The organism is Actinomadura rubteroloni (assembly GCF_002911665.1).
GTDB classification, from domain to species: domain Bacteria; phylum Actinomycetota; class Actinomycetes; order Streptosporangiales; family Streptosporangiaceae; genus Spirillospora; species Spirillospora rubteroloni.
Genome location: NZ_MTBP01000002.1, coordinates 1,863,669 through 1,889,299, shown reverse-complemented (window position 1 = coordinate 1,889,299; position 25,631 = coordinate 1,863,669). Strand labels below are relative to the sequence as shown.

At 76.9% G+C, this 25,631-nt stretch carries 3 protein-coding genes; all 3 read left to right on the top strand.

Annotated elements, in window-relative coordinates; genetic code table 11:
* Position 1: 1 nt before the first annotated feature.
* From BTM25_RS20100 to BTM25_RS20090, 3 genes are read left to right on the top strand one after another with little or no spacing between them, the layout of a single operon-like run.
* The gene (locus BTM25_RS20100) at positions 2–1,372 is read left to right on the top strand and encodes a pyridoxal phosphate-dependent aminotransferase (protein ID WP_103564373.1); all 1,371 of its coding nucleotides are present in this window, start codon (positions 2–4) and stop codon (positions 1,370–1,372) included.
* A complete protein-coding gene (locus BTM25_RS20095; protein WP_103564372.1) occupies positions 1,372–12,825 on the top strand; it encodes a non-ribosomal peptide synthetase in 11,454 nt (3,817 codons plus the stop codon). The genes BTM25_RS20100 and BTM25_RS20095 overlap by 1 nt, the downstream gene beginning before the upstream one ends.
* Entirely contained in the window at positions 12,822–25,631 is a 12,810-nt protein-coding gene (locus BTM25_RS20090) for a non-ribosomal peptide synthetase (RefSeq protein WP_103564371.1), read from the top strand. Before BTM25_RS20095 ends, BTM25_RS20090 begins: the two co-directional genes overlap by 4 nt.

The following is a 25,631-nucleotide window of genomic DNA, read 5'->3' as shown; positions in this document are numbered from 1 at the left end:
GATGCCGCGCACCCTGCCTCCGAACCCGTCCGACGTTCCCGCAGCCCCGCCCCGCGCCGCCGCCGGACCCGGCGGCGGCGCGCGGGGACGGCCGGCCGTGTCGCCGAACCTGCGCCTGGACCAGCGGGTGCGCGAGCGAGTCGCGGCGGGCGAGGACGTCCTGCACCTCGGGTTCGGGGAGTCGCGGCTGCCCGTGCCGCCGCTGCTGGTGGAACGGCTCGCGGCGGGGGCCGTCCATCAGGATTACGGGCCGGTGGAGGGGCGTCCGGCCGTCCGCGAGGCGGGGGCGGGGTACTTCGCGCGGCGCGGCGTGCCCACGACGCCCGACCAGGTGATCGTCGGGCCGGGCAGCAAGGCGCTGCTGCTCGCGGTGCTGGCGGCCGTGCCCGGCGACGTCGTGCTGCCCGCGCCGTGCTGGGTGACGTATGCGCCGCAGAGCCGGCTGCTCGGGCGGCGGGTCGTCCCGGTGCGCGTGCCGGACGGCTGCGGCGGCGTCCCCGACCCCGGCGAGCTGGCCTCGGCCGTCCGGCACGCGCGGGCGGCGGGCGCCGACCCCCGGCTGCTCGTCCTGACCCTGCCCGACAACCCGACCGGCGCGCTCGCGCCGCCCGAGCTGGTGCGGCGGGTGTGCGGGGTCGCCGAGCGGCACGGGCTGCTGGTGGTGTCCGACGAGATCTACCGGGATCTCGTCCACGATCCCGTCCGGCCGGTGCTCGGCCCGGCCGAACTGCTGCCCGCGCGGACGGTCGTCCTGACCGGGCTCAGCAAGAGCCTCGCGCTCGGCGGCTGGCGCGTCGGCCTCGCCCGGTTCCCCGACGGGCCCGCGGGCCGGGCGCTGCGCGACCGGGTGACGGCGCTCGCCAGCGAGTCCTGGTCGGCGCTCGCCGGGCCGCTGCAGGAGGTCGCCCGGACGGCGTTCGCCGAGCCGCCGGAGATCCGCGCGCACGTCCGGGCGAGCGCGCGGCTGCACGGCGCGGTGACCGGCGCGGTCCACGATCTGCTGCGGGCGGCGGGCGCGCGCTGCCCGCGTCCGGCCGGAGGCTTCTACGTGTACCCGGACCTGGCGGCGGTCCGTCCGGCGCTGGCCGCGCACGGGATCACCGACGCGCCGTCGCTCCAGGCCCGGCTGCTGGACGGGTTCGGCGTCGCGGTCCTGGCCGGCCACCACTTCGGCGACGATCCCCGCGCGCTGCGCTTCCGCGTCGCGACGAGCCTCCTGCACGGCGACACCCCCGAGGAACGGCTGGCCGTGCTGCACGCGGCGGATCCGGTGACGACGCCGCCGGTGGCGCGCGCCCTGGCCCGGTTGCGCGCGGTGCTGGCCGAGCTGACGGGCGCGTCCGTCGCCGCCGACCTGAGCGGGGTGCGGTGATGGACCTCTCGGCCGGCGCGGCGGGCGTCTGGTACGCGCAGCGGCTCGATCCGGAGAGCACGGTCTACAACGTCGGCGAGTACCGCGAGGTGCGCGGCGTGGACGTGCGGACGTTCGCGGCGGCGGTCCGGTGGGCGGCGGGCGACGCCGAGGTGTTCGCCACCCGCTTCGTGGAGACGCCGGACGGCCCCCGGCAGGTCGCCGGGGGCGCCGAACCGCAGGTGCGGGTCGTGGACGCCGCCGACGAGGACGCCGCCGTCGCGTGGATGCGCGCCGAGCTGGCACGTCCGTTCCCGCTGGAGCGCGGCCCGCTGCTGCGCACCGCGCTGGTACGGCTCGGCGAGCGGACGCTGTGGTTCCAGGGCGCGCACCACAGCGTCGTGGACGGCTTCACGTTCGACCTGCTCGCGCGCCGCGTCGCCGACGTGCACGGCGCGCTCGCGGCGGGGACGCGCGTCCCGGGCAGCCCGTTCGGGTCCCTGGCGGCGCGGGCCGCCGAGGAGGCGGCGTACCGGGCCTCGCAGCGCCGCGCGGACGACCGGCGGTTCTGGCGGGAGCGGCTGGCGGACGCGCCGGACCCGCCGTCGCTCGCCGGAACGTCCGCGCCGCCCGCGCGGACGGCCCTGCGCGCCACCGCGACGCTCCCGCCGCCGCCCGGCCTCGCCCGGATCGCGCGGGCGGCCGAGGCGAGCCCGGCGCGGGTGCTCGTCGCCGCGCTCGCCGCCTACCTGCACCGCGTCACGGGTGCGCCGGAGGTCGTGCCGGGCGTCACCGTGTCGGGCCGGGCGACGCCGCTCTCCCGGCGCGTCCCGGGGATGTACTCGACGATTCTCCCGCTGCGGACGGCCGTCGGGCCGGGCACGACGGTCGCGGAGCTGGCGCGGACGGTGGCGCGCGAGACCGGGCTCCTGCTGCGCCACCAGCGGTTCCGGTACGAGGAGATCCGCCGCGAGCTGGGCGTGCTCGGCAACGACCGCGCGCTGGTCGGGCCGGTCGTCAACGTGGTCGGGTCCTGCGCGCCGCCGCTGCTCGGCGGACGGCCCGCCCCGGCGCGCAACCTGGCGGCGGGCCCGGTGGAGGACCTGCTGCTCACGGTGGACGTCCGGGACGGACTGCACCTCACGTTCGACGCCAACCCCGCGCTGTACTCGGCGGACGACGTCGCCGCGCACGCCGAGCGGTTCACGGCGTTCCTGCGCGCGTTCGGCGGCGCCGACCCCGGCACGCCGATCGGACGGCTCGACGTCGCCCGCGCCCGTCCCGCCGCGTACGCGCCGGATCGCACGACGGCGACGCTGCCCGCTTTGTTCGCCGCCCAGGCCGCGCGCTCCCCGGAGAGAACGGCTTTGACCTGCGGTGACGTGCGGCTCAGCTATGCCGAACTCGACCGCGCGTCGGCGCTGCTGGCGCGGCGGCTCGCGGCGGCGGGCGCCGGGCCCGGACGGCTCGTCGCGCTCGCCCTGCCCCGCTCCGCCGAACTGGTCACGGCGATCCTCGCGGCGCTGCGGACCGGCGCCGCGTACGTCCCGCTGGACCCCGGGTACCCGGCGGAACGGCTCGCGTACATGCTGGCCGACGCGGATCCGGCGCTGCTCGTCCACAGGGGTGTGGACAGTGCGGCGGATGTCCCGATGGTCGATCTGCGCGAGCCGTACGACGGGCCCGGTGCGGACCCGGTGCCGCCGCGCACCGATGATCCCGCGTACGTCATCTACACGTCCGGTTCCACGGGACGGCCCAAGGGCGTGGTGGTGACGCACCGCAACGCCGTCCGGTTGTTCGGCGTCACCCGTCCGCTGCTCGGCTTCGGCGCGGACGACGTGTGGACCCTCTTCCACTCCTGCGCGTTCGACTTCTCCATCTGGGAGCTGTGGGGGGCGCTGCTGCACGGCGGACGGCTCGTCGTCGTCCCGCACGCGGTGTCCCGGTCCCCGGACGACCTGCTGGACCTGCTCGCCGCCGAGCGCGTCACCGTCCTCAGCCAGACACCGTCGGCGTTCTACGAGCTGGCGCGGGCCGACGACGGCCGCGACCTCGCGCTCCGCCTGGTCGTGTTCGGCGGGGAGGCGCTGGACGTCGCCCGGCTCGGCGGATGGCGGGCGCGGCGGCCCGGCCGTCCGGCGCTGGTGAACATGTACGGGATCACCGAGACGACCGTCCATGTGACGTCCCTGCGGCTGGACGGGCGCGTCACGTCCGGCAGCCCGATCGGCGCGCCCCTGCCCGACCTCGGGATCCGCGTGCTGGACGCGGCGCTGCGGCCCGTCCCCGACGGCGCGACGGGCGAGCTGTACGTCGCGGGCGCGGGCGTCGCGCGGGGCTATCTCGGCCGGGCCGCGCTGACCGCGCAGCGGTTCGTCGCCGACCCGTTCGGGCCGCCGGGGACGCGCATGTACCGCACCGGCGACCGCGTCCGGCACGGCCCGCACGGGCTGGAGTTCCTCGGCCGCGCCGACGGCCAGCTCAAGATCCGCGGGCACCGGATCGAGCCCGGCGAGGTGGAGGCCGCGCTGACCGCGCTGCCGGTCGTCGCGGACGCGGTCGTCACGGCGTGGGAGGACGGCGGGCACCGGCGGCTCGTCGGGTACGTCGTCCCGGCGGGGGAGTTCGACGCCCCGGCCGTCCTCGCGGAGCTGCGCCGCACGCTGCCGGACCCGCTCGTGCCCGCCGCGCTGGTGCCGCTCGACCGGTTCCCGCTCACGCCGCACGGGAAGCTGGACCGGGCGGCGCTGCCCGCGCCGTCCGTCCGGGCCGGCGGGGGCCGGGCGCGCACGCCGGGTGAGGAGCTGTTCCGCGGCTGGTTCTCGGCGGTGCTGAACGTCCCGGCGGGCGCCGACGACAACTTCTTCGACCTCGGCGGCGACAGCATCCTCGCGCTCGGCCTGGTGCGCGCCGCCCGCGACGCCGGGCTGACCGTCACGCCCGGCGACGTGTTCGAGCACCGGACGCCGCGCGCCCTCGCCGCCGTCGCCCGCCGCACCGCCGCCGCGCCCGCGTCCGAGGACGACGGCACGGGCGAGATCCCGCCGACGCCGATCCTGCGGTGGCTTCTCGACCGGGACGTCCCGCTCGCCGGTTACCACCAGGCCGTGGAGCTGCGGCTTCCGGCGGACGCCACCGAAGAACGTTTGACCGAGGTGCTGCAAGCGCTGCTGGACCGGCACGCGATGCTGCGCGTCCGCATGGCCGGCGGGACGCTCACCGCGCTCCCGCCCGGCGGCGTGCGCGCGGCCGACTGCCTGCGCCGTGTGCCGGGCCCGCTGCCCGACCCGGCGACCGTGGCGGCGGGGCTCGATCCGCGGACCGGGCCGGTGCTGCGGGCCGTCTGGTCGTCGCGCGGACGGCTGCTGCTCGTCGCCCACCACGTCGCCGTGGACGCCGTGTCGTGGCGGATCATCGCGGCCGACCTGCGCGCGCTCTGGCGGTCCGAGCCGCTGGGCCGTCCGGGCGCCTCGTTCCGGAGCTGGGCGCTGGCCCTCCGGGAGTTCGCCGAGCGCTCCGACGTCACCGCGACGCTGCCCGTCTGGGCGGATCTGGCGGACGGCTCCCCGGACGCCCCCGGCGGCTACCGGACGATCCAGGTCGAGTTGCCCGCCGCCCTGACCGCCCGGCTGTTGAACCGCGCCACGGAGACGTTCCGCGCGACGCCGCACGAGCTGCTGCTGACCGGGCTGGCGCTCGCGCTCACGCGGGGCCGTCCGGGCGGGGCGGTGATCGACCTGGAAGGGCACGGACGCGAGAGCGACCTCGTCGGGCCGGACGTCTCCGGGACGGTCGGATGGTTCACGACGCTGTACCCCGTCCGGCTGGATCCCGGGCCGGGGCCGCTGGACGCCTCGGTGCGGCGGGTGAAAGAGCAGCTCCGGGCCGTCCCGCATCGCGGGCTGAGCTTCGGGGTGCTGCGCGACCGGCTCGGACCGTCCGCGCCGCCGGTCGCGTTCAACTACCTGGGCCGCTTCGCCCCGGCGGACGGAGACTTCGCGCCGGCTCCCCTCACCGGCGGCGGCCTGCCGCCCGCGCACGCGCTGGAGATCGACGCGCTGGTCGACGGCGACCGCCTCACCGCCCGCTGGACGTTCGCCGAGTCCCGGTATCCCGGCGCGGCGGCGGACGTCCTCGCGCACGCCTGGATCGCCGCGCTCGGCGCCCTCGCCGAACGGGCCGGCGAGCCCGGCGCGGACGCCCTGACCCCGTCCGACGTGCCGCTCGCCGGGGTGGACGCGGGCCGCCTCGCCGCGCTCGCCGGGGGCGGCGGCCGGATCCGCGACGTCCTGCCGCTCACCCCGCTCCAGGAAGGGCTGCTGTTCCACCTCGAACACGACGAGCACGACGCCTACACCGTCCAGTTCGCCCTGGACATCGAAGGCGACCTCGACCGCGCCGCGCTGCGCGCCGCCGCCGCCGAACTGCTGCGCCGCCACCCGCACCTGGCGGCGTCCTTCCACTCCGGCTCCCCGCCGGTCCAGGTGCTGCGCGACGACGTCGCGCCGGTCTGGCGGGACGTCGACCTGCGCGGCCACGACGACGACCTCCCGGCGTTGGAACAAGCCGCCCGCACCGAGCCGTTCGACCCGGCACGCCCGCCGCTGCTGCGCTGGACGCTCGTCCGCCGCGACACCGGCCACCGCCTGCTGCTGACCGACCACCATCTCGTCCTGGACGGCTGGTCGATGCCCCTGCTGTTCCACGACCTGTTCACCCTCTACGCAGGCGAGACCCCGCCCCCACGCCCTCCCTACCGCGACCACCTCGCCCACCGCCGCACGAAGGCCGTGCCCGGCGGGCCTGTTCGCGGAGGTGCGGTGCGCGTGGGGGCGACGCTCGTGCCCGAGGGGCGGCGGGCGGGGGTGGTGCGGGCGGCGGAGCACATGGTCGCGCTCGATCCCGCGCTGGCCGAGGCGTTGCGCGCGGTCGCGCGGCGGCGCGGGCTGACGGTGAACACGGTCGTGCAGGGGTTGTGGGGCGTGCTGCTCGGGGTGCTCACCGGACGGGACGACGTGGTGTTCGGCGGCATCACCGCGGGCCGTCCGCCGGGGTGGGAGCAGGCGATCGGGATGTTCGCCGGGACGGTCCCGGTGCGCGTCCGGCTGGATCCGGCGGCGTCGCTCGCGGCGACGCTCGCCGGGGTGCAGGAGCGGCAGGCCCGGGTGCTGGACGCGCCGGACGCCGGGCTCGCCGCGAGCGGCGCGCGGTTCAACACGCTCGCGGTCTACGAGAACTATCCGGCGGACGGGTTCGTCCCGGAAACGGCAGGTCTGCGCGTCACGCGGGTGGAGGGACGGGACGCGTCGCACTACCCGCTGTCGCTGGCCGCGATCCCGGGGCGTCTCGTCGGCGGCGACGGGCTCCGGCTGCGGTTCGGCTACCGGACGGACGCCTACGACGCGGCGGAGGTCGCGACCATCGCCGCCCGGTACGTCCGGTTGTGCCGGACGCTGGCCGCCGATCCTGACCGCCCCCTGCACCGGGTCGATGTGCTGTCGGCGGCCGAGCACCACGAACTGGTCGTCACGCGCAACGCCACGCACCGGGACGTCCCGCGCGCGACGGTCGGGGAGCTGTTCGCCCGGCAGGCGGCGCGCACCCCGGACGCCGTCGCGATCGACGCCCCGGACGGCACGACCACCTACCGCGAGCTGGACGAGCGCACGCACCGGCTGGCCCGCGTCCTCGTCGCGCGCGGCGCGGGGCCCGAGACCGTGGTCGGGGTGGCGCTCCCGCGTTCGGCGGCGCAGCTCGTCGCGGTCCTGGCGGTGCTGCGGGCGGGCGCGGCGTACCTGCCGCTGGACCCGTCCTATCCGGCGGAGCGGCTGGCGTACCTGCGCGCCGACGCGCGTCCGGTGTTCGTGCTGGACGCGCTCCCGGCCGACGAACCGCCCCGGGTGCCGCTGCCGCGCCCGAGCCCGGAGAACGCGGCGTACGTGATCTACACGTCCGGGTCGACGGGACGGCCCAAGGGCGTCGTCGTCACGCACCGCGGCCTGCCCGGTCTCGCCGCCGCGCAGATCGAGCGTTACGGCGTGGACGCGCGCTCCCGCGTGCTCCAGTTCGCGTCGATGAGCTTCGACGCCGCGATCTCCGAGCTGCTCATGGCGTGGCTCGCGGGCGCGGCCGTCGTCGTGGCCGATCCGGACGACCTGCGCGGCGGGGACCTCGCGCGCGTCCTGCGCGAGCGGCGCGTCACCCACGCGACGCTGCCGCCCGCGCTGCTCGCCGTGACCGACCCGGCCGACGCGCCCGGCGTCGTCGTGAACATGGCGGGGGAGGCCGCCCCGGCGGCGACCGCCACCCGCTGGGCGGACGGCCGCCCCCTGTTCGACTCCTACGGCCCCACCGAGACCACGGTGTGCGCGACGATCAGCGACCCGCTCGGGCCGGGCGCGCCGCCCATCGGACGGCCGATCGCGAACACGCGGGTGTACGTGCTGGACGCGATGCTGCGTCCCGTCCCGCCGGACGTCACCGGCGAGCTGTACGTGGCGGGCGCGGGCCTGGCGCGCGGCTATCTCGGCCGTCCCGGGCGCACGGCCGAACGGTTCGCCGCCGACCCGTTCGGCCCGCCGGGGGAGCGCATGTACCGCACCGGGGACCTCGCGCGGTGGAACCGGGACGGCGCGCTGGAGTTCGCCGGACGGGCCGACGACCAGGTCAAGGTGCGCGGCGTCCGGGTCGAGCCGGGCGAGGTGGAGGCGGTGGTCGCGGCGTGCCCGGGGGTCGCGGCGGCGGCCGTCGCCGTCCGGGACGACCGGCTCGTCGCCTATGTCGTGGGCGAAACGGCGAACGTCATCGCGCACACGAGCCGCGTCCTGCCCGAGCACCTGGTGCCGTCGGCGGTCGTCGCGCTGGACGCGCTGCCGCTGTCGCCGAACGGCAAGCTCGACCGCGCGGCTCTGCCGGGCCCGGACCCGGCGGGCGGCGGGCGCGCCGCGTCCGATCCGCGCACCGAGCTGATGTGCGCGCTGTTCGCGGACGTCCTCGGCGCCGCCCGCGTCGGCCCGGACGACGGGTTCTTCGCGCTCGGCGGCCATTCGCTGCGCGCCGCCCGGCTGCTCGGCCGGATCGCGGCGGCGTTCGGCGCGGACCTGCCGATCCGGGCCGTCTTCGAGGACCCGACCCCGGCCCGGCTCGCGGCCCGGCTCGACGCCGCGCCGCCGCGCGCCCCGCTGGCCGCGCGGGAGAGGCCGGACGCCGTGCCGCTGTCGTCCGCGCAGCGCCGCCTGTGGTTCCTGCACCGGCTCGACCCGGCGTCCACGGCGTACACGATCTCGATCGCGCTGACGCTGGACGGCCCGCTGGACGCGCGGGCGCTGGAAGCAGCCCTCAACGACGTCGTCGCGCGGCACGAGGCGCTGCGCACGGTCGTCTCCGACGGCTGCCAGCGGGTGCTGGAGGCGGCGCGCGTCCCGTTCGGCGACGCCCTGCGGGGCTTCGACCTGGCCGCCGAGATCCCGATCCGGGCCCGGCTGACGCGACGCGGCGAAGACCGGCACGAGCTGCTGCTCGTCCTGCACCACATCGCCGCCGACGCGTGGTCGACCGGGCCGCTGCTGCGCGACCTCGGCACCGCCTACGCCGCCCGCGCGGCCGGGCGCGCCCCGGACTGGGCGCCGCTGCCCGTCCAGTACGCCGACTACGCGCTCGCCGAGCAGGACCGCCCGGACGGCCTCGCGTTCTGGACGGACGCGCTCGTGGGCCTGCCCGCCGAGATCACGCTGCCCGCCGACCGCGCCCGGCCGCCCGTCCCGTCCGGACGCGGCGGAACCGTCGTCCTCGACGCGCCCGAACTGCGCGACGACCTGCGCCGGCTCGCCCGCGACCACGACGTCACGCTGTTCATGACCGTCCAGGCCGGGCTGGCGCTGCTGCTCCAGCGGCACGGCGCGGGCCCGGACGTCCCGCTCGGCACCCCGTTCGCCGGCCGCGGCGACCCCGCGCTGGACGATCTCGTCGGGTTCTTCGTCAACACGCTCGTCCTGCGCACCGACCTGTCCGGCGACCCGACGGGCGCCGAACTGCTGCGCCGGATCCGCGCCGCCGACCTGGCCGCGTACTCCCACGCCGACGTCCCGTTCGACCGCGTGGTGGACGCGGTGAACCCCGAGCGGTCCTCGGCCCGCAATCCGTTGTTCCAGGTCATGCTGGCCCGGCAGGACCCGGACCCGCCGCCGGAGGAGTGGGCGGGCGTGCGTGTCGAAGCGCGGACGCTGCGCCCGGACGCGGCCCAGTTCGACCTGACCGTCGCGTTCACCGACGACCTGCGCTTCGAGCTGGCCTACAACGCGGACCTGTTCGACGAGCGCACGATCCGGGCGCTGGCGGCGCGGCTCGTCCGGCTGCTGGCGGGGCTCGCCGCCGCCCCGGACCGTCCGGTGGCGCGGCTCGCCGTGCTGGACGACGCCGAACGCGAAGCCCTCCTCACCGCCCCGAACCGGACCGAACGGGACGTCCCCGCGACGACCGTCCCCGCGCTGCTCGCCGCGTCCGCCGCCCGCCGTCCGGACGCGCCCGCGCTGATCGACGGCGGGACCGTCGTCACCTACGCCGAGCTGGCCCGGCGCGTGGACCGGCTCGCGGCGGCGCTCGTCGCGCGCGGCGCGGGCCCGGAGCGGATCGTCGCGGTCGCGGTGCCGCGCTCGGCGGACCTCGTGATCGGGCTCGCGGCCGTCCTGCGCGCCGGGGCCGCGTTCCTGCCCGTCGACCCCGATGATCCGGCCGAACGGATCCGCGCGACGCTCGCCGACGCGGCGCCCGCGCTGGTCGTCACCCGGCGCGACACGGGCGTCCCCGGCACGTTGTTCCTGGACGATCCACTCGAAACGGACGCGCCGCTGCCCGAGTACCCCGACCCGAGGCATCCCGCGTACGTGATCTACACGTCCGGGTCGACCGGACGGCCCAAGGGCGTCGTCGTCCCGCACGAAGCGCTCACCAACGTGCTGCTGTGGCGGCGGAGCCACTTTCGCCTCACCCCGCGCGACCGGACGCTCCTGCACGCCGCCACCGGGTTCGACGTGGCGGTCGGCGAGACGTTCTGGCCGCTCGTGGACGGCGCCGCGCTCGTCGTCGCCCGGCCCGGCGGGCACCGCGACCCCGCCTACCTGGCCGGGCTGATCCGGCGGGAGCGGGTGACGGCCGCGTACTTCGTCCCGTCCCTGCTGCGGCCGTTCCTCGCCGAGCCCGCCGCGCGCGACTGCGCGTCGCTGCGGCTCGTGCTGTGCGGCGGGGAGGCGGTGGCGGCCGATCTCGTCCGGGAGTTCCACCGCGTCCTGCCGGGCCGCCGCCTGCACGACATGTACGGGCCGACCGAGGCGACGGTCGAGGCGACCACCCACCCGCTGGGCCGCGAGACGCCCGATCCGGTGCCGATCGGACGTCCCGTCGCCAACACCCGCGCGTACGTGCTGGACGAACGGCTGCGGCCCGTCCCCGGCGGCGTCACGGGCGAGCTGTACCTGGCGGGCGTCCAGCTCGCGCGCGGCTACCTCGGCCGTCCGGGGCTGACCGCCGCGCGGTTCGTCGCCGACCCGTTCGGCCCGCCCGGCGCGCGGCTGTACCGGACGAGCGACCTCGCCCGGTGGCGGGGCGGGACCCTCGTCTACCTCGGCCGCGCCGACGACCAGCTCAAGATCCGCGGCTTCCGGGTCGAGCCGGGCGAGGTCGAGGCGCGGATCGCCGCGTGCCCCGGCGTGGTGCGCGCGGCGGTCGCGGCGCGTCCCGGGCCGGGCGGCGACCGGCTCGTCGCCTACGTCGTGGGCGACGCGGACGGCGTGCGGGAGCGGCTGGCGGACGAGCTGCCCGGCCATCTCGTCCCGTCGGCGGTCGTGCCGCTGGACGCGCTCCCGCTCAACGCCAACGGCAAGCTTGACCGGGCCGCGCTGCCCGACCCCGCGCCCGCCGCCGGGACGGGCCGTGCCCCGCGCGGCCCGCGCGAGGAACTGCTGTGCGGGCTGTTCGCCGACGCGCTCGGCGTGCCGGACGCGGGCCCCGACGACGACTTCTTCGGCCTCGGCGGGGACAGCATCGTCGCGATCCAGCTCGTGAACCGGGCACGCCGCGCGGGTTTGGACGTGGCGCTCCAGGATGTCTTCCGGCACCGCACGCCCGCCGCGCTCGCCGCCGTCGCGACGGCTGCCGGGCCGTCCGCCGAGGACCCCGGGCACGGCCGCGTCGCGCCGACGCCGCTGATGAGAGCTCTGGTGGAGCGGGGACCGATGGACGGCGTCAACCAGGCCGTGCTGCTGCGGGCGCCGTCCGGCGCGACGGCGCCGCAGGTCGCGGCGGCCGTTCGGGCGGTGGCCGCGCACCACGCCGTGCTGCGCGCCCGGCTGCTGGACGGCGGCGCGCTCGACGTCGCCCCGTCCGCCCCGCCGCCGGAGCTGCGCCGGGCCACGGCCGGGGTGCGCGCGGAGGCCGAGGCGGCGCGGGCTCGGCTCGACCCGCGCGCGGGGGGAATGTTCCAGGCCGTCTGGTTCGAGCCGGACACGCTGCTGCTCATGGCGCACCACCTGGTCGTGGACGGGGTGTCGTGGCGCGTCCTGCTGGACGACCTGCACGAGGCGTGGCGCGCGGTCGCGGCCGGGCGGCGTTCGGCCCTGCCCCCGGTGCCGACGTCGCTGCGCGCCTGGACCGGCACCCTCGCCGACCGGGCGCGCACGGCCCTGCCCGAGCTGCCGACCTGGGTGAACGTGCTCGGCGGCGGTGACGGCACGCCGTGGGACGGGCGGCTGGACCCGGTCCGCGACACGGCCGCGTCCGCCCGCACGTTCACGCTGACGCTGGACGCCGAGCACACCGCGCCCCTGCTCGGCGACACCGTCACCGAGACGCTGCTGACCGGGCTCGCGCTGGCCGCCGCCCGCGTCCGGGGCCGTCCCGGCGGGGTGCTGGTCGGCGTCGAGCGGCACGGCCGGGACGACGCGCTGGCCCGGACGGTCGGCTGGCTCACGGCGGCGTTCCCCGTCCGGCTCGACCCGGGGCCCGTCCCCTGGGACGCGGTGACCGACGGCGGCCCGGCCCTCGCGGGCGCCGTCGAACGCGTCGCCGCGCAACTGGGCGCGCTCGGCGACGGCACCGGCTACGGCCTGCTGCGGCACCTGAACCCGGCGACCGCGCCGGTCCTGGCCGCCCTCCCGCCGCCCGTGCTCGGGTTCAACTACCACGGCCGGTTCGGCGGGTCCGGCGGGTTCGAGCCGCTGCCCGGCCTGCCCGACGGCCTCGGCCTGGACCCGCGCGCCCCGGCCGGCCACGCCGTCGAGGTGAACGCCGTGACGCGCGGCTCCCGGCTGGCGGCGACCTGGACGTTCTGTCCCGGCGCGGTTGCGGAGGACACCGTCCGGGCGCTCGCCGACGCGTGGTTCGCGGCGCTGCGCGGGCTCGCCGCCCGGCCGCGCGTGCTCGTCCCGCTGCGTCCCGAGGAGCTGGCCCTGCTGGACGACGACGGGGGATTCGCATGACCCGGCCGCGCATCGAAGAGGTCCTGCCGCTGTCCCCGCTCCAGGAGGGGATGCTCTTCCACACCCTGTACGAGCAGGACGGGCCGGACCCGTACGTCACGCAGATCGTCCTCGGCCTGCGCGGCCCGGTCGACGCGGCCCGGCTGCGCGCCGCGCTCGGCGCCCTGCTGGACCGGCACGCCGCGCTGCGGGCCGCGTTCCGGCACGAGGGGCTGGACCGTCCGGTGCAGGTGGTGTACCGGGACGTGCCGGTGCCATGGCGCGCCGTGGACCGTCCCGGCGACCTGGCCGCGCTGCTCGCCGCCGACCGCGCGCGGCGGTTCGTCCCCGCCCGCGCGCCGCTGCTGCGCGCGACCCTGGTGCGGCTCGGCGCCGACGACCACCGGCTCGTGCTGACCAAGCACCATCTCGTCCTGGACGGCTGGTCGCTGCCGACGCTGCTGCGCGACCTGTTCGCGCTCTACGACGGCCGCGACCTGCCCGCCGCCGTCCCGTACCGGCAGTATTTCGCGTGGCTCGCCCGCCGGGACGCGGGCGCCGACGCGGCCGTGTGGCGGGCGGCGCTGGCCGGGCTGGACGGGCCGACGCTGCTCGCGCCGTCCGGGTCGTCGGGGCCGGCGCGCAGCCTGCACTTCGCGCTGGACGCCGCACGGACCGCCGCGCTGGACGCCTTCGCGCGGCGGACCGGCGTCACGGTCAACACGGTCGTGCGGGCGGCGTGGGCGGCGGCGCTCGGCCACGCCACCGGACGCGACGACGTGGTGTTCGGCGCGGTCGTCGCGGGCCGTCCCGCCGACCTGCCGGGCGCGTCCGCGCTGGTCGGGCTGCTGATCAACACGGTGCCCGTCCGGGTGCGGCTCGCGCCGGGGGACACGCCGGCCGCGCTCGCCGGGCGGCTGCACGCCGACCGGCTCGCGGTGCTGGCCGCCGAGCACGCGCCGCTGGCCGAGGTGCGGCGCGCCGCCGGGGCCGGGGAACTGTTCGACGCGCTGCTGGTGTTCGAGAACTACCCGTCCGATCCGTCCGCGCTGGACTGCGCGGGGCTGCGGGTGACGAGCGTCGCGGGGCGCGACGGGGCGCACTATCCGGCGATGCTCGTCGCGATTCCGGGCCCTGAGCTGCGGTTCCGTCTCGACCACCGCGCGCCGGTGGACGGCGCCGCGCTCGCCGCGTGCTTCCGCCGGTTCCTGGAGGCGTTCCCGTCCGGCACGCCGCTCGGGCGGGTCGCGACACTGGAGCCGGACGTCCGCGAGCGCGTCGTGCGCGGCTTCAACGCCACCGCTCGCCCGGTCCCGTCCGGCACGCTGGCCTCGCGTTTCGCGGCACAGGCGGCGCGCACCCCGGACGCGGTCGCCGTCCGCGCGGGCGACCGGACGCTCACCTACCGCGAGCTGGACCGGCGCGCCGAACGGCTCGCCGCCCGGCTGCGCGGCGCCGGGGTCGGCCGGGAGGACCGTGTCGCGATCCACCGCGAGCGGTCGCCGGAGCTGGTCGTCGCGATCCTCGCGGTCGTGAAGGCGGGCGGCTGCTACGTGCCCCTGGACCCGCGCCACCCGCCCGCCCGGCTCCGGGCGATCATGGCGGCGACCGGGGCGCGGGTGCTGCTCGCGGACGGTCCCGTGCCGTTCCCGCACGACGCCCGCACGCCGTCCGACGCGGAGGCGCCCGGCCCGGGGCCGCTGCCGCGCGGGCTCGCCTACATCATGTTCACGTCCGGGTCGACGGGGGCGCCGAAGGGCGTCGCGGCCACGCACCGGGACGTCCTCGCGCTCGTCTCCGACCGGGCGCTGCGCGGGCACCGGCGGGTGCTCGCGCACTCGGCGCCGTCGTTCGACGCGTCCACCTACGAGCTGTGGACGCCGCTGCTGAGCGGCGGCGAGGTCGTCCTCGCGCCGCCGGACCCGGCGCAGCTCGGACGCGCGATCGTCACCGGCCGCGTGGACGCGCTGTACCTGACGGCCGGGGTCTTCCAGGTGCTCGCCGAGGAGTCCCCCGAGTGCTTCGCCGGGGTCAGCGAGCTGTGGGTCGGCGCGGAGCCGCTGCCGGTCGCGGCGGTGCGGCGGGTGCGGGAGCGCTGCCCGGGGCTCACGGTCGTCAACGCCTACGGGCCGACGGAGATCACGGTGTGGTCGACGCGGCACGTCCTCGCGCCCGGCGCGCCCGTGCCGGACACGGTGCCGATCGGACGGCCGCTGGACAACACGTCCTGCCGCATCCTCGACAGCGCGTTGCGCCCGGTGCCGCCCGGCGTCGTCGGCGAGCTTTACAACGCGGGCGAGGGGGTGGCGCGCGGGTACTTCGGCCGTCCGGGGCTGACCGCCGAGCGGTTCGTCGCGGACCCGTTCGGCCCGCCCGGGGCGCGCATGTACCGGACGGGCGACCTCTGCCGCTGGACCGCCGACGGCTCCGTCGTGTTCGCCGGACGCGCCGACGACCAGGTCAAGGTCCGGGGGCTGCGGGCCGAGCCGGGGGAGATCGAGGCCGTGCTCGCGCGGCACCCGTGCGTGGCGCGGGCCGCCGTCGTCGTCCGGGACGGACGCGTCGTCGCGCACGTCGTGCCGTCCCGTCCGGTCGACGCCGCCGCGCTGCGGGCGCACGCCTCCGCGCTGCTGCCCGAGCCGCTGGTGCCGTCGGCGATCGTCCTGGCGGACACGCTGCCGCTGACACCGAACGGCAAGGTGGACCGGCGTGCTCTGCCCGCTCCCGCCGCCGTCGCCGTGACGGGCCGGGCGCCGCGCACGCCGCGCGAGGAACTGCTGTGCGGGCTGTTCGCCGAAGTGCTGGACGTCCCTTTCGTCGGCGTCGACGACGACTTCTTCGCGCTCGGCGGGCACTCGCTGCTCGCGACGCGGCTGGCGAGCCGGGCGCGGTCGGCGCTCGGCGTGGAGGTGCCGGTGCGGACGGTGTTCGACGCGCCGACCGTCGCGGCGCTCGCGGTCCGCCTCGACGCCGCGGCGCCCGCGCGTCCCCCGTTGGCGCCGTGCGCCGGGCCGGGCCCGTGGCCGGCGTCGTCCGCGCAGCGGCGGCTGTGGTTCCTGGACCGGCTCGACGGCGCGTCCGGCGCGTACCACGTGCGGATCGCGGTGCGGCTGACCGGGCCGCTCGACCGTGCCGCGCTCGCCGCCGCGCTGGCGGACGTCGTCGCGCGCCACGAGCCGCTGCGCACGGTCTTCCGCGTCCGCTCCGGGTCGCCCGTTCAGGTCGTGGCCCCGGTGGACGTGCCGCTGCCAGTCGCCGCCGTCGGGCCGCCGGAGGTGGACGCGCGGCTGCGGGCGTTCGCCGCGGAGCCGTTCGCGCTCGACGTCACGCCGTTGCGCGCCGCCGTGTTCGCGCTCGGGGAGTCGTCGCACGTGCTGTGCCTGGTCGTGCACCACATCGCGATCGACGGGGGATCGGCCAGGCCGCTGCTGCGCGACCTCGCCACCGCGTACACGGCGCGTCTCGCCGGGCACGAACCTGTTTTCGCTCCGCTTCCGGTGCGGTACGCCGACTACGCGGTCTGGCAGCGCGACCTGCTGGACGGGCTCGCCGGGGAACAGCTCGCGTTCTGGCGGTCGGCGCTCGCGGGTCTGCCGGACGAGATCGTCCTGCCCGTCGACCGTCGGCGCCCGTCCGTGCCGAGCCATCGCGGCGGCTCGGTGCCGCTGGTGCTCGCCGCCGACCTGTCCGCGGCGGTCGCGGCGCTGGCCCGGGAGCGGCGCGTCACGACGTTCATGGTGGTGCGGGCGGCGGTCGCGGTGCTGCTCGCCGGGCACGGCGCCGGTGCCGACGTGCCGCTCGGGACGGCCGTCGCGGGCCGTCCGTCCGACGCGCTGGACGACCTGGTGGGCCTGTTCGCGAACACGCTCGTGCTGCGGACCGATCTCTCCGGGGACCCGACCTTCGCCGAACTGCTGCGGCGCGTCCGGGACGCGGACCTCGCCGCGCACGCGCACGCGGACGTCCCGTTCGAGCGGCTGGTCGAGGAACTGGCGCCGTCCCGCTCCCCGCACCGGCACCCGTTGTTCCAGGTCATGCTGGTGTTCGAGCCGCCGTCCGGGCCGCCGCCCGCCCTGCCCGGCCTGACCGTGGAGCCGTTCGGCGTCGACCTCGGAACGACGCGCTTCGACCTCACGTTCGCTCTCGCCGATCGCCACGGCGACGGTCTCGCGGGGACGATCGAGTACGCGACCGACCTGTTCGATCGCACCACGGTCGAGGCCATGGCCGCACGGCTCGTGCGGCTGCTGGAGGCCGCCGTCGCGGATCCGGACCGTCCCGTGCGCGCACTGCCGCTGCTGTCGGCGGCGGAACGGGACTCCCTGGCCGCGCTGGGAACAGGCCCGTCGGCGGTCGCGCCCGCGACGATCGGCGCGCTGTTCGCGGCGCAGGTGGCGCTCCGTCCGGACGCGGTCGCGGTCGAGTCCCCGGCGCGCGCGCAGGCCGGCCGAGCGGCGCCGGACACGGTGACGTATGCGGAGCTGGACGCGCGGGCCGGGCGGTTGGCGGACGAGCTGCGGGCGGCGGAGGCCGGGCCGGAACGCCTGGTCGGGGTGCTGCTGCCGCGTTCGGTGGAGTTCGTCGTGGCGTTCCTGGCCGTACAGAAGGCGGGCGCCGTCTACCTGCCGCTGGATCCGAACCATCCGCGCGAGCGGACCGAGGCGCTGCTCGCGGACGCGCGTCCCGTCTGCCTGGTCACAGCCGGGGCGTCGCGGGAGCCGGTCGTCCGTCGGCTGTCCGATGCCGACGCCGCGCCGACCGCCGCTTCGGTGGACGGCGCCGCCTACGTGATCTACACGTCCGGGTCGACGGGGCGGCCCAAGGGTGTGGTGGTGTCGCATCGGGGTGTCGCGGGTTTGGTGGCGGCGCATCCGGTGGGGCCGGGGGATCGGGTGTCGCATGTGGTGTCGCCGGGGTTCGACGTCTCGCTGATCGAGCTGTGCTCGGCGTTGGCGCAGGGCGCGACGCTCGTCCTGCCCGAGCCGGGGCCGCTCCTGGGCGACGCGCTGGCCGCCTTCCTGCGGGACGCGCGGATCACGCACGCGCAGACGCCGACGTCGCTGCTGGCGAGCCTTCCGGCCGGGGAGTTCCCCGATCTGCGTGCGCTCTACGCGGGCGGGGAGACGCTGCCGGACGCACTGGCTGAGCAATGGTCGCGGGGACGCCGGTTGTTCAACGCCTACGGGCCGACCGAGGCGACGGTGTGTTCCACGATGACCGGGGTGTTGTCGGGCGCTGTTTCCATCGGTAGGCCGATAGCCGGGGTGCGGGCGTATGTGCTGGACGATGCGTTGCGTCTTGTCCCGCCGGGTGTGGTGGGTGAGCTTTATGTGGCGGGTGCGGGTGTTGCGCGGGGTTACCTCCGGCAGCCGGGGCTGACTGCTGAGCGGTTCGTCGCGGATCCGTTCGGTGCGGCGGGTGCGCGTATGTACCGGACGGGCGATCTCGTGCGCTGGCGGGGCGAGGAACTGGAGTTCGCGGGGCGTGCCGACGATCAGGTGAAGATCAACGGCGTGCGGATCGAGCCGGGCGAGGTCGAGGCCGTCCTGACCGGGCATCCGCAGGTCAGGCGCGCGGTCGTGCTGGCGCGGGACGGTCGTCTGGTCGCCTACGCCGCCGCGTCCGCGCCGTCCGCCGCGCTGCGCGACCACGTGGTGCGGCGGCTCCCGGCGCCGCTGGTGCCGTCCCAGGTGGTGGTGCTGGACGAGCTGCCGCTGTCCCCGAACGGCAAGATCGACCGCGGCGCGCTCCCCGAACCCGTCCGCGCGCCGAGCGCGAAGCGTCCGCGCACGCCGCGCGAGGAGATCCTCTGCGGCCTGTTCGCGGACCTGCTCGGCCGCGCGGACGTCGGGGCGGACGACGACTTCTTCGCCCTCGGCGGCCACTCGCTCCTGGCCGCGCGCCTGGTCGCCGGGATCCGCGCGGCCTTCGACGCGGACGTCCCGCTGCGCGCCGTCTTCGAGACCCCGACCGTCGCCGCGCTGGCCCACCGCATCGACGGCGCGGCGCCCGCGCCCCCGCGCCTGCTCCCGGCACGACGTCCCGGCACGCTCCCGCTGTCGTTCGCGCAACAGCGCCTGTGGTTCCTCAACCGCCTGGACCCGCGGTCGGCCGCCTACAACATGCCGACCGCCCTGCGCCTGACCGGCCCGCTGGACCGCGCCGCGCTGGCGGCGGCGTTCGGCGACGTCGTCGCCCGCCACGAGATCCTGCGCACCACGTTCCCCGACGCGACGCAACAGGTGCACGCCTCTGGGGACGACCTGGTCGTCGAGGACGGCCCCGGCCGGGTGCGGGCGGCGGCGCGGGCCGGGTTCGACCTCGCCGGGGAGCCCGCCGTCCGGGCGCGGCTGTTCGTCCTCGGCCCGGACGACCACGTGCTGCTCGTCGTCCTGCACCACATCGTCGCCGATGCGTGGTCGATGGGGCCGCTGCTGGGCGACCTCGCCGCCGCCTACACGGCCCGGCGCGCGGGACGCGCCCCCGGCTGGGAGCCGTTGCCCGTCCAGTACGGCGACTACGCGCTGTGGCAGCGGGCCGTGCTCGGCGACGCGTCCGATCCGGGCAGCCCGTTCGCCTGCCAGGTCGCCTACTGGACGGACGCGCTCGCCGGACTCCCCGCCGAGACCGTCCTGCCCGTGGACCGGCCCCGTCCGGCCGAGCCCGGCGGACGCGGCGGCGCCGCCCCGTTCGCGCTGGACGCCGCCGCGCACGCCGCGCTCGTCGGACTGGCGCGCGAGCACGGGGCGACGGTGTTCATGGTCGTCCGCGCGGCCGTGGCGGTGCTGCTGTCCGCGCACGGGGCGGGGACGGACGTGCCGCTGGGCGCGGCCGTCGCGGGCCGTCCGGACGAGGCGCTGGACGATCTCGTCGGCTTCTTCGTCAACACGCTCGTGCTCCGGACGGACCTTTCCGGCGATCCGTCCTTCGCCGACCTGCTGCGCCGCGTCCGCGCCACCGATCTGGCCGCCCATGCGCACGCCGACGTCCCGTTCGACCGGCTCGTGGAGGCCCTCAATCCCGAGCGGGTCGCGGGCCGCAACCCGCTGTTCCAGGTGATGATCGCGTTCCAGCCGCCGTCCGGGGCGCCGCCGGAGCTGCCGGGCGTCCGCACCGCGCCGTACCCGCTCGACCCCGGGGCACCGAAGTTCGACCTGACGTTCGCCGTCGCCGAGCACCACGCCGACGGCCCGGCGGGGATCACCGGCGCCGTCGAGTACGCGGCGGACCTGTTCGACCACGCCACCGCCGAAGCCCTCGCGTCGCGGCTGGCGCGGCTGCTGACCGCCGTCCCGTCCGACCCGGGCCGCCGCCTCAGCCGCCACGACGTCCTCGGCGCGCGGGAACGGGCCCGCCTTCTGGCGCTCGGAACAGGACCGTCCGTCGCCCCCGCCACGATCGCCGACCTGTTCGCCGCCCAGGTCGCCCGCACCCCCGACGCCATCGCCGTGGACGGGCCGGACGGCACCCTGACCTACCGCGAACTGGACGCCCGCGCGGCCGACCTGGCGCAAGCCTTGCCGGGTGCCGGGCCGGAACACCTGGTCGGCGTCCTTCTGCCGCGCTCGGTGGATTTCGTGGTGGCGTTCCTGGCCGTCCAGAAGGCCGGCGCGGTCTACCTGCCGCTCGACCCCGACCACCCCGACGACCGCACCCGCCACATCCTGAACGACGCCCGTCCCACCTACCTGATCAGCAAATCCGCGTCCGCCGTCCGTGTCCACCGGCGGCCGACCGCCCCGCCCGAAGGCACCTCCGCACCCGCCTTCGTCGATGGGGCGGCGTATGTGATCTACACGTCCGGGTCGACGGGGCGGCCCAAGGGTGTGGTGGTCTCTCATCGGGGCATCGCGGGCTTGGTGGCGGCGCATCCGGTGGGGCCGGGGGATCGGGTGTCGCATGTGGTGTCGCCGGGGTTCGACGTCTCGTTGATCGAGCTGTGCTCGGCGTTGTTGCAGGGCGCGACGTTGGTCGTCCCGGACGCGGGCGTGCTGCTCGGGGACGGGCTCGCGGACGTCCTGGAACGCGGGCGCGTCACCCATGCGCAGACACCGACGTCCCTGCTGGCCAGCCTGCCCGAGCGGGCTCTGCCTGAGCTGCGTGCGCTCTATGCGGGTGGGGAGTCGTTGCCCGCGCCGCTGGCGGAGCGGTGGTCGCGGGAACACCGGTTGTTCAACGCCTACGGGCCGACCGAGGCGACGGTGTGCTCCACGATGACCAAGGCCTTGTCGGGCGCGGTTTCCATCGGCCGGCCGATAGCCGGGGTGCGGGTGTACGTGCTGGACGATGCGTTGCGCCTTGTCCCGCCGGGCGTGGTCGGTGAGCTTTACGTGGCGGGCGCGGGCGTAGCGCGGGGCTATCTCGGGCAGCCGAGGCTGACGGGGGAGCGGTTCGTGCCCGATCCGTTCGGCCCGCCCGGCGCACGCATGTACCGGACGGGCGATCTCGTGCGGTGGCGGGGTGAGGAACTGGAGTTCGCGGGGCGTGCCGACGATCAGGTGAAGATCAACGGCGTGCGGATCGAGCCGGGCGAGGTCGAGGCCGTCCTGACCGCTCATCCACAGGTCGGCCGCGCGCTTGTGCTCGCCCGGCACGGCCGTCTCATCGCCTATGCCGCCACCACGGCCACCGCCGCCGAACTGCGCGAACACGCCGCCCGGACGCTGCCCGCGCCGCTGGTGCCGTCCCAGGTGGTGGTGCTGGACGAGCTGCCGCTGTCCCCGAACGGCAAGATCGACCGCGCCGCGCTCCCCGCACCCGTCCGCGCGCCGAGCGCGAAGCGTCCGCGCACGCCCCGCGAGGAGATTTTGTGCGCGCTCGTCGCCGACGTCCTCGGCGTCGACGCGGCCGGCCCGGACGACGGCTTCTTCGCCCTCGGCGGCCACTCGCTCCCGGCCGCCCGGCTGATCGGCGGGATCCGCGCCGCGTTCGGCGTCGAGATCCCGCTGCGCGCCGTCTTCGAGACCCCGACCCTCGCCGACCTCGCCGCCCGCCTGGACGGCGCCGGCCGCGCCCGCCCCCCGCTCGTCCCGGCGCCGCGCCCCGACCCGGTGCCGCTCTCGTCCGCGCAGCGCGGCCTGTGGTTCCTCAACCGCCTCGACCCCGCGTCGACCGCCTACAATGTCCCGATCGCGCTCCGGCTGGACGACCCGGACCCGGACGCCCTCGCCGCCGCCGTCCGCGACGTCGCCGGACGGCACGAGATCCTGCGCACTGTCTTCCCGGAGACGGACGGCGTCCCGCGCCAGGACGTCCGGGAGGCCGCGACCGTCTGCACCCGCCACCGGATCACGGCCGCCGAGCTGGACGACCGCCTCGCCGCCGAACCCGGCTTCGACCTGACCGCCGAGCCACCCTTCCGTACCCGGCTGTTCCGCCTGGATGACGGCACGGACATCCTGCTGCTCGTCCTGCACCACATCGCCGCCGACGCCGCGTCCACCGGCCCGCTCCTGCGCGACCTCGCCGCCGCCTACACCGCCCGCCGCCAGGGGCGGAGCCCGGGCTGGGAACCGCTGCGCGTCCAGTTCGCCGACCACGCGCTGCGGGAGCGCGCCGACCTGGGCGACGAGGACGACCCCGGCAGCCCGCTCGCCCGCCAGATCGCCCACTGGACGGACGCCCTCGCCGACCTCCCCGCGACGATCGACCTGCCCGCCGACCGTCCCGACCCGACCGGCCGCGCCGGACTCGCCGACATCGACATCCCGGACGAGCTGGCGACCGCCGTCGCCGAACTCGCCCGCGATCACCGCGTCACCGTCTTCATGGTCGCCCGCGCCGCCCTCGCCGTCCTGCTCCACCGGCACGGCGCGGGCCGCGACGTCCCGATCGGCGCCCCTATCACCCGGCGCACCGACGACGACCTCATCGGCTTCTTCCTCACCACCGTCGTGCTCCGGACCGACCTCGGCGGCGACCCGGCCGTCGCCGCACTGCTGCGCCGCGTCCGGGACGGCGACCTCGCCGCCCACGCCAACGCCGACGTCCCGTTCGAGCGCCTGGTGAAGATCGTGAACCCGGCCCGCGCGGACGGCCGCACCCCGTTGTTCCAGGTGCTGCTGGCCTTCCAGGAGCAAGGGGACCCGCCGCCGCTCGGAACCCCGGTGCCCGTCCGGTCCACGCAGGCGAAGTTCGCTCTCACGGTCACGCTCGTCCGGACACCGCGCGGCCTCACCGGCACGCTCGAATACGACACGGGCCTCTTCGACCCGGCGACCGCCGACGCGCTCGCCGCCCGGTTCGTCCGGATCCTCACGGCGTTCACCGAAGACCCGGAGCGCGCGATCAGCGGCATCGACGTCCTCACCGAGGACGAGCGCGCCGCGATCCTCGCCCGCCACACGCCACGGCACGTCCCGTTCACCGACGCCGCGACGCTCGTCGCCCGGCAGGCCGCCCGCACCCCGGACGCGCCCGCCGCAGGCACGCTCACCTACCGCGACCTGGACGCCCGCGCCGACCGTCTGGCCCGCGCGCTCACCGCACGCGGCGCGGTCCCCGAACGGCGCGTCGGCGTCCTGCTCCCGCGCTCGGAAGACCTGGTCACCGCGCTGCTGGCGGTGTTGCGGACGGGCGCCGCCTACGTCCCCGTGGACCCGGCGCACCCGGCCGAGCGGGTCGCGTTCGTGCTGGCGGACGCCGCGCCGGATCTCGTCGTCGCCGCGCCGGAGACCGAGCGTCTCGTGCCGCCGGGGATCCCGGTCGTCCGCCCGGACGCGACCGGTGACGGCCCGCCGCCCCTGCCGCCGCGCCCCGCGCACCCCGCCTACGTGATCTACACGTCCGGGTCGACGGGACGGCCGAAGGGCGTGGTCGTCCCGCATGCCGCGCTCGCCAACCTCCTCGCCTGGCACGCCGCGACGTTCGGCGGCGGCCCCGGCGACCGCACCGCGCAGTTCACCGCGCTCGGCTTCGACGTGTCGCTCCAGGAGATCCTGTCCGCGCTGACCACCGGGAAGGCGCTCGCGATCCCCGCCGAGGACGTCCGCCGCGACGCCGACGCGCTCGCCGGCTGGCTCGACCGGAACCGCGTCACCGAACTGTTCGCGCCCGCCCTCGTCCTGGACGCGCTCGCCGCGACCGGCCGCGCGCTCCCGCACCTGCGGCGCGTCGCCCAGGCCGGGGAGGCGCTGCGCCCGGCGCCCGCGCTGCGCGCCCTCGCCGCCGCCCTGCACAACCACTACGGCCCGAGCGAGACGCACGTCGCGACGTCCGCCCTGGTCACCGGGGACGCCGCGCCCATCGGCCGCCCGATCTGGAACACCCGCGCGTACGTGCTGGACGACCGGCTGCGCCTCGTCCCGGACGGCGTGACCGGCGAGCTGTACCTTTCCGGGACGGCACTGGCGCGCGGCTACATCGCCCGTCCCGCCGCCACGGCCGAACGGTTCGTCGCGGACCCGTTCGGCCCGCCCGGCGCACGCATGTACCGGACGGGCGACCTCGCCCGCTGGCACGACGGCGACCTGCACTTCCACGGCCGCACCGACGACCAGCTCAAGATCCGCGGCCACCGGGTCGAGCCGGCCGAGATCGCCGTGCGCCTCACCGAACACCCCGCCGTGACGCACGCCGCCGTCATCGCCCGCGACGGCGCTCTCACCGCCTACGTGGTCGCTTCCCGTCCGACCGACGCGTCCGGGCTGCGCGCCCATTGCGCGGCCCGCCTCCCGGACTTCATGATCCCCGCCGCGTTCGTCGCGCTCGACCGCCTCCCGCTCGGCCCGAACGGCAAACTGGACCGCGCGTCTCTTCCCGCGCCCGGCGCCGTCCGCGCCCGCCCCCCGCGCACGCCCCGCGAAGAGGAACTGTGTCGGGTGTTCGCGGACGTGCTCGGGCTGCCGGCCGTCGCCCCGGACGCGGATTTCTTCCAGCTCGGCGGCCATTCCCTGCTCGCGTCCCGGCTGGTCCGACGCGTCCAGGCCCTTTTCGGCGGCTCCCCGACCGTCCGGACGCTCCTGGCGAACCCCACCCCCGCCCGTCTGGCGCCCCGCCTCGCCACCGACGACGCCGACGACCCGTTCGCCGTGCTCCTCCCACTCCGGACGGCCCCGGGAGCCCCCTTGTTCTGCGTCCACCCCGGCAGCGGCCTGGGCTGGGCGTACGCGGGCCTGCTGCGGCACCTGCCGGACCGTCCGCTCTACGCCCTCCAGGCCCGCGGCCTGAACGCCCCCGAATTGCTCCCGGCGACGATCGAAGAAATGGCCGCCGACTACACGGCCGAGATCCGCCGCGTCCGCCCCCACGGCCCCTATCACCTCGCGGGCTGGTCGTTCGGCGGCCTGGTAGCCCACCAGATCGCCGCGACCCTCAGGGCGGACGGCGAAGAAGTCCCGCTCCTGGCGCTCCTGGACGTCTACCCGCCCACCCACGACACCGCCCCACCCCCGAACGGCGCAGCCCCGTCCGAGCGACCCGAAACCGCCGCAGGCGACGAGTCCCGCCTCCTGAAGGCGATCCTCGACGCCGTCGGCATCACCGCGAGCGAACGCGGCGACGAGCCTCTGACACGCGCCCGAGCACAAGAGCTGCTGACCTCGCACAACAGCGCCCTGGCCAGTCTGGAGCCACGCCACCTCACCGCGATCATGGACATCGGCGCGAACAACTCCCGCATGGCACGCGCCCACACCCCGCCCCGCCTGAACGGCGACATGGTGTTCTTCACCGCCGCCCAAGGCCCCCCGCCTCCCGGCCACACCGCCTGGACCCCCTACGTCGCCGGGACGATCGAGAACCACGACGTCCCCACCGGACACGCCCTCATGACACGCCCGGAACCCCTGGCCCTGATCGCCAAAACCCTGCGCACCCACCTGCCCTGA

Excerpts from the sequence above, each read along its gene's own strand:
- BTM25_RS20100 (WP_103564373.1), top strand. The coding sequence starts at position 2 with ATGCCGCGCACCCTGCCTCCGAACCCGTCCGACGTTCCCGCAGCCCCG.
- BTM25_RS20095 (WP_103564372.1), top strand. The coding sequence starts at position 1,372 with ATGGACCTCTCGGCCGGCGCGGCGGGCGTCTGGTACGCGCAGCGGCTC.
- BTM25_RS20090 (WP_103564371.1), top strand. The coding sequence starts at position 12,822 with ATGACCCGGCCGCGCATCGAAGAGGTCCTGCCGCTGTCCCCGCTCCAG.